Here is a 6,215-nt window from a genome sequence, read left to right on the forward strand (position 1 = left end):
CCAACATCCGCCGTGCACAACCACACCCCACCCCCCCCCCACCCCCCCCGAACACCGGCTATTGGGCGACATTTCGGTTTGGCTTCGCGCCCCCCCCCCCCCCCCCCCCCCACCCCACCCCCCCCCCCCCCCCCCCCCCCCGCTCCTACAGGTTTTTGTCCAGGGCCACGTAGATCAGGCCAATCACAAGGAATACTGCCCCGACCATGCCGGTATTGAGCAGGACCTCGCCATAGCCCAATCTGGTCACGTCCATGAAGGGATACGGGTACTCATGCACCACGGCCCCGCGCGCGAACGTCCACAGCGCGAACAGGCCGGGAAAGGCAAGCCAGCGCAACGCATCGGCCCAGCGCAGGGCGCCATGCGGCAGCAGCACCACCCACCAGAATACGTACAACAGCGGTACGGCGTAGTGCAGGGAACGGTCCGCGAGTAGCTGCGGGCCCTGCGGATGCCACTGGCCCTGGAGCACCGTGGCATAGACCAGGCAGGTCACTGTAATGGACAGCGCGGCGAGGCCGCGCACCCGCGGTCCGCGCCAGATCCGCCATACCGCCCAGTTGCCGCCCGTGGCCGCGGAACCGGCGACCAGGGCGACAAGCAGGTTGGAGAGGATGGTGAAGAAGCTGAGGAACCGCACGGTCTCTTCACCCGGGGGCCCCGACCACAGCATCAGCCAGTACTGCAACATGAGCGCCGGCCACGCGACGGCGGCCACGATGACGGCGAACAGGTTGGCGAAGGCGGCACGCGAAGGCATGCCGCCCAGTATCAGCGAGGCCAGCCGTTATTGGAACGGTCGCGGTCGGGCACCTTGTGGTCCGGATCGATGACCGCCGCCACCACCTTGTGTCCGCCCGCTACCGCCACATCGAAACTCTTGTGCTGCTGCCAGGTTTCCACGGGGATGCGGATGTCCTTCGTGGTCTTGTCATCGAAGGTCACGCGCAGCGTCGCCGGCATCACCAGCTGGTCGCGGTTTTCGATGGTCACCACCTGGCCATCGACCTTGGTCACGGCAAGGTCCAGCTGCCAGTTGTTCGCATACCAGCCGCGCCAGAACCAGCCCAGGTCCTCGCCCGCCTCGCTCTCCATCAGCCGGAAGAAATCCGACGGCGAGGGGTGCTTGTAGGCCCACGTGGCGATGTACTTGCGGAACGCCGGGTCGAAGCGCTCCGGCCCGATGATTTCCTCGCGTAGCAGTACCAGGCCCAAGGCCGCCTTGTAGTACGTGGCAGGGTGGCGGTACTTCTCCTTCACCATGTCAGCGCCCATCAGCAGGCTCGGCGCATCGGCATCGGCCAGCAGCGGCAGGATGCCATCCACCGGGTTGCCGCCCTTCGGCGCATATTCGCCATCGCGCTTGGGGCCGAACTCGCCGTGGTTGAACGCGTCCATCTCGTACACATCGATGAAGGTATTGAAGCCCTCATCCATCCAGGCGTTACGGCGCTCGTCGCTACCCACGATCATGGGGAACCACGTATGGCCGATTTCGTGCGCCGTCACCATGTGCAGCGGCTTGGCTGGCGCCTCCATGGGGTCGAACACGATGCCGGGGTACTCCATGCCGCTGGCAGCGCTGCCGCCTTCGTTGATCGCCACCGGGTACGGATACGGGTACCACTTCGTCGAAAAGTGTTCGACGGAGGCCTTCAAAAACTCGGTGGAGCGGCCCCACAGCTTCGGCGTGGCACTTTCCACCGGGTACACCGACATCGCCAGTGCCTTCTTGCCCTCCGGCAGGTTGATGCGCGCCGCGTCCCACACGTACGCCGTGGACGCGCCAAAGGCGACGTCACGCGTGTTCTGCATGCGGAACTTCCACGTCAGCGTCCCGCCCTGCTTCGGCCGGCTGGCCGCGTCAGTCACTTCGGCGGCAGTGCGGATCATGACCGTGTCATCGCTCTCGCGGGCCTTGGCCAGGCGCTGCTGCTGGGTTTTCGTCAGCACGTCTTCCGGGTTCACCAGCTCGCCGGAGCCGGCCACGATCATGTTGGAAGGCACAGTGATCGCGTAATTGAAATCGCCGTACTCGAGGTAGAACTCGCTGTTGAGGTAGGGCGCCGTATCCCAGCCACGCTGGTCGTCGTACACGCACATGCGCGGATACCACTGGGCCATCTCGTAGATGTTGCCGTTCTTCGAGGGATCGAAGCCGGTACGGCCGCCGAAATCACCCGGCAAGTCGTAAGAATATTCGATGGTGACATCGACCTTGCCACCCTTCGCCGCCAGCGACTCGGGCAAGCGCACCTGCATGCGCGTATCCGAAACCACATAGGTCGCCTTCGTTGCCTTGCCGCCCTGGTTCACCGTCACCGCGGCGATGCGGTAGCCGCCCGTATGCCGCTTCTCCGCCTTGTCGCCGGTGAAGTTGCCACGCGCATCCTCGGTGAAGCGGTTCTCATCCATCTGCACCCACAGCACATCCAGCGCGTCGGGGCTGTTGTTGGTGTAGTGGATGGTGGCCTTGCCTACCAGCGTGTTTTTTACAGGGTCCAGCGTGGCGGCCAGGTCATAGTCCGCACGGTTCTGCCAGAACAGCGGCCCCGGCATGCCACTGCCCGAGCGGTACGCATTGACGGGCTGCGGGTAGGTAAACGGGGCGAAGGTTTCGCGCGGATCGTAGGTTCCGGCGGTGGCACCGAGCGTGGTGGCCAGGGCCAGGCCAGCCAGGGAAAGGCGGATTGTGCGGTTCATGGAAACACTCGTGGGACGACCGAAGGAGACTACTCGCGCCCGCCACGCGCGCCCAACCGTGCCGGAAGTCAGGGGTCCACCCCCCGGCATGACAAAATCTTCCCACCGCGAGCGGCATCATTAGACGATCACCACGCGAAGGCATGGCCGATGGGACTGCTGGTAGACGGACGCTGGACCAATACGGGCTACGACACCGCCAGGCATGGCGGAAGGTTTCAACGCGACACCTCGCGGTTTCGCCACTGGATAACCCCCGATGGCGCCCCTGGCCCGACGGGCGATGGCGGCTTCAAGGCCGAAGCCGGGCGCTACCACCTGTACATCGCCAGGGCCTGCCCATGGGCGCACCGGACCACGATCTTCAGGAGCCTCAAAGGGCTGGATGACATGATCGGCCTCTCCGTGACGCACTGGCTCATGGGTGAGCACGGCTGGACCTTCGAGACCGCCGAAGGCGTCGTGCCGGATACAGTCAATGGCGTGCAATACCTTTACGAGCTTTACCAGCAAGCTGACCCGGCCGTATCGGGACGCGCCACCGTGCCCGTGCTATGGGACAAGGAACGCCGCACCATCGTGAGTAACGAATCGGCCGATATCATCCGCATGCTCAACAGCGCATTCGATGGCGTGGGCGCACGTCGTGGCGATTACTACCCCGAAGCGCTGCGCAGCGAGATCGATACGTTCAATGAACGCATCTACGACACGCTCAACAATGGCGTGTACAAGGCCGGCTTCGCCAGCACCCAGGATGCGTACGAGGAGGCCATGGGGCCATTGTTCGCCACCCTGGACTGGCTGGAACTGCACCTGGCGGAGCACCGCTACTTGTGTGGCGACACCCTGACCGAGGCCGACTGGCGCCTCTTTACCACCCTGCTTCGCTTCGACCCGGTGTATCACGGCCATTTCAAATGCAATATTCGCCGGCTCATCGACTATCCCGCCCTGTGGGCGTATACGCGCGCGCTTTATCAGGAGCCCGGCGTGCGTGAAACGGTCGACTTTGCTCACATCAAAAAGCACTATTACATGAGCCATCCGTGGCTGGACCCCACGCGGATCGTTCCCGTGGGACCGGAAATCGACTTCGAGGCGCCCCCATAAGGCGTCTCATCCGTTGGTATACCTTGCATCCCGCACGGACAGCCGCATATTCCCCACGTTGTTTCCACGAGGACCCCACGCATGAAAATCGGTTTGATCGGTCTGGGCCGCATGGGCGGCAATATCGCCCGCCGCCTGATGAGGGATGGTCATGAGACCGTCGTCTATGACGTCAGCGCCGATGCGCGCGCCGCCCTGGCAAAGGATGGCTCGCAGGCTGTTGAATCGGTCGAAGCCCTGGTCCAGGCCCTGCCTTCGCCGAAGGCCGTCTGGGTCATGCTGCCCGCCGGTGAAATCACCGAGGCCACGATCCAGCAGCTCGCCGGCCTGATGGGCAAGGACGACATCATCATCGACGGCGGCAACACGTTCTATAAGGACGATGCGCGCCGCGGCAAGGAACTAGCCCAGAAGGGTATCCACTACGTGGACGTCGGCACCTCCGGCGGCGTGTGGGGCCTGGATCGCGGCTACTGCATGATGATCGGCGGCGACAAGCCGACGGTCGACCACCTCGATCCGATCTTCAAGACCCTCGCCCCCGGTGCCGGTGACATCCCGCGCACCGAAGACCGCGACGGCCGCGACCCGCGCGTCGAGCAGGGCTACATGCACGCTGGCCCGGCCGGCGCTGGCCACTTCGTCAAGATGATCCACAACGGCATCGAGTACGGCATGATGCAGTCGTTCGCGGAAGGCTTCGATATCCTGAAGAACCGCAACGCCGATTTCCTGCCGGAACACGAGCGCTACAACCTCGACATGGCCGATATCGCCGAAGTATGGCGCCGCGGCAGCGTGGTGTCGTCGTGGCTTCTCGACCTGACCGCCAGCGCACTGGCGAAGGGCTCGGAGCTCGATAACTACTCCGGCTATGTCAACGACTCGGGCGAAGGCCGCTGGACGGTCAACGCCGCCATCGAAGAGGCCGTGCCGGCCGAGGTGCTTACCAGCGCCCTGTTCGCCCGCTTCCGCTCGCGCCAGGACCACACCTACGCCGAGCGCCTGCTCTCGGCCATGCGCATGGGCTTCGGCGGCCACGTCGAAGGCCGTGGCAAGCCGCCGAAGGAAGGCGAGCACTCGTAAGAAAAAGGCCCCGGTAACCCCGGGGCCTTTTTCTTTGTGTAGGAGCACGCTCGCGCGCGATGGGTGCTTGCGTCACCCCCATCGCGCGCAAGCGCGCTCCTACAGTGTGTTCCAGTCGTTCCCGCTGGTGTCGTCGGTGCCTGCATCCTGCCGCTGCACCCTCGCCTTCCACTGCTCTGGCGTCTGCGGCTTCACGAACAGCGCCACGATCGGCAGTTTCGCATCGCGCGTCGCCGCCTCCATGCGCCGTACGCAATCCTCGATCGCCACGGTGGTCAGGTTGTCCTCGAACTCGGTGGATACCGCGACCATCACCTGGTCGGGCCCGAGCTGCAGGGTCAGCATGCCGTTCACCCGGCGCACGCCTTTCACCTTCGAGGTGATCGCGCAGACCTTTTCCAGCAGATGTGGCGTTGCCGCCTCACCAATCAGCAGTGCCTTGCTTTCGCGGGCCAGCAGCACCGATGCCAGCGCCAGGACCACGGCAATACCGATCGATGCCCAGCCATCGAGCCGTGGCTCATGCAACGCGTGGGAGAGGTATACGCCCAGGCCTGCGATGGCGAGGCCTAGCAACGCGGCGCTATCTTCGAACAGCACCGTGAACGTGGTGGGGTCCTTGCTGCCGCGGAACGCCTCGAAGTAGCCCATGCGCCCCTTGCGGCGCTGCACGCTCTTCAGCGACAGGTACCACGAGCTGCCTTCAAACACGGCGGCGATGCCCAGCACGATGTAGTTGGCCGTGGGATCGCGCAGCGGATCCGGCGCGAGAATGTGGTTTACGCCCTCGTAAAGCGAGAAACCTGCGCCCAGCGCGAGCACGAGTAGCGCGACGATAAAGCTCCAGAAGTAGAGCTCACGGCCATAGCCCAGGGGATGGTGGCGGTCAGGGGGTTTGCGCGAGCGGCGCAGGCCATAAAGCAGCAGCACCTCGTTCACGCTATCGACCAGCGAGTGGACGCCCTCGGACAGCATGGCGGCACTGCCCGTCAGGCTGGCGGCGATGAACTTCGCCACGGCGATGCCGAGGTTGGCCGCGAGGGCCACGTAGACGATGAACTTGTTTTCGGTGGCCATGGCTGATGCTGGCCAGCATGCCGTGTGCGGCATGTAAAAACTTGTACCGTACGGCCGCCCGAGCCCGGCAGGCCTGGGTTAACGCCAAAACAAATGTAGGAGCGGGGGGGGGGGGGGGGGGGGGGGGGGGGGGGGGGGCGGGGGGGGGGGCCCCGCCCCCCCCCCCCCCCCCGCGGGGGGCGGGCGGGGCGGAGGCTGCGGGATATCGAATAAAGGGGAGCAGCGCGGCGGCG

Annotated in this window: 5 protein-coding genes; 2 read left to right on the forward strand and 3 right to left on the reverse strand. The window is 64.9% G+C overall.

All coding sequences use genetic code 11. The annotated features are described in order from the left end of the window. Positions 1-145: 145 nt before the first annotated feature. Both ABIE56_RS22480 and ABIE56_RS22485 read right to left on the reverse strand, forming a co-directional pair. On the reverse strand, positions 146-763 hold the full coding sequence (locus ABIE56_RS22480) for a Pr6Pr family membrane protein (protein WP_429246042.1): 618 nt from the start codon (positions 761-763) through the stop codon (positions 146-148). Positions 764-774: 11 nt separating this feature from the next. Beyond that, entirely contained in the window at positions 775-2,706 is a 1,932-nt protein-coding gene (locus ABIE56_RS22485) for a M1 family metallopeptidase (protein ID WP_429246043.1), read from the reverse strand. 150 nt (positions 2,707-2,856) lie between these two features. On the opposite strand from ABIE56_RS22485, the gene ABIE56_RS22490 reads away from it, so the two are divergent. Together ABIE56_RS22490 and gnd are read left to right on the forward strand one after the other, a co-directional pair. Beyond that, positions 2,857-3,819 (forward strand): glutathione S-transferase family protein, encoded by a 963-nt coding sequence (locus ABIE56_RS22490; RefSeq protein ID WP_429246044.1) that lies wholly within the window; start codon positions 2,857-2,859, stop codon positions 3,817-3,819. 81 nt (positions 3,820-3,900) lie between these two features. Beyond that, the gene (gnd, locus tag ABIE56_RS22495) at positions 3,901-4,905 is read left to right on the forward strand and encodes a phosphogluconate dehydrogenase (NAD(+)-dependent, decarboxylating) (RefSeq protein ID WP_429246045.1); all 1,005 of its coding nucleotides are present in this window, start codon (positions 3,901-3,903) and stop codon (positions 4,903-4,905) included. A gap of 99 nt (positions 4,906-5,004) precedes the next feature. Here the strand turns inward: gnd and ABIE56_RS22500 are convergent, their stop codons facing one another. Further along, positions 5,005-5,982, reverse strand: coding sequence for a cation diffusion facilitator family transporter (locus ABIE56_RS22500; protein ID WP_429246046.1), 978 nt, complete (start codon positions 5,980-5,982; stop codon positions 5,005-5,007). Positions 5,983-6,215: the final 233 nt, after the last annotated feature.

Source organism: Luteibacter sp. 621 (assembly GCF_050435445.1).
Taxonomy (GTDB): domain Bacteria; phylum Pseudomonadota; class Gammaproteobacteria; order Xanthomonadales; family Rhodanobacteraceae; genus Luteibacter.

Coding starts and splice junctions, on each gene's coding strand:
- ABIE56_RS22480 (WP_429246042.1), bottom strand. CDS start 763: ATGCCTTCGCGTGCCGCCTTCGCCAACCTGTTCGCCGTCATCGTGGCC.
- ABIE56_RS22485 (WP_429246043.1), bottom strand. CDS start 2,706: ATGAACCGCACAATCCGCCTTTCCCTGGCTGGCCTGGCCCTGGCCACC.
- ABIE56_RS22490 (WP_429246044.1), top strand. CDS start 2,857: ATGGGACTGCTGGTAGACGGACGCTGGACCAATACGGGCTACGACACC.
- gnd (WP_429246045.1), top strand. CDS start 3,901: ATGAAAATCGGTTTGATCGGTCTGGGCCGCATGGGCGGCAATATCGCC.
- ABIE56_RS22500 (WP_429246046.1), bottom strand. CDS start 5,982: ATGGCCACCGAAAACAAGTTCATCGTCTACGTGGCCCTCGCGGCCAAC.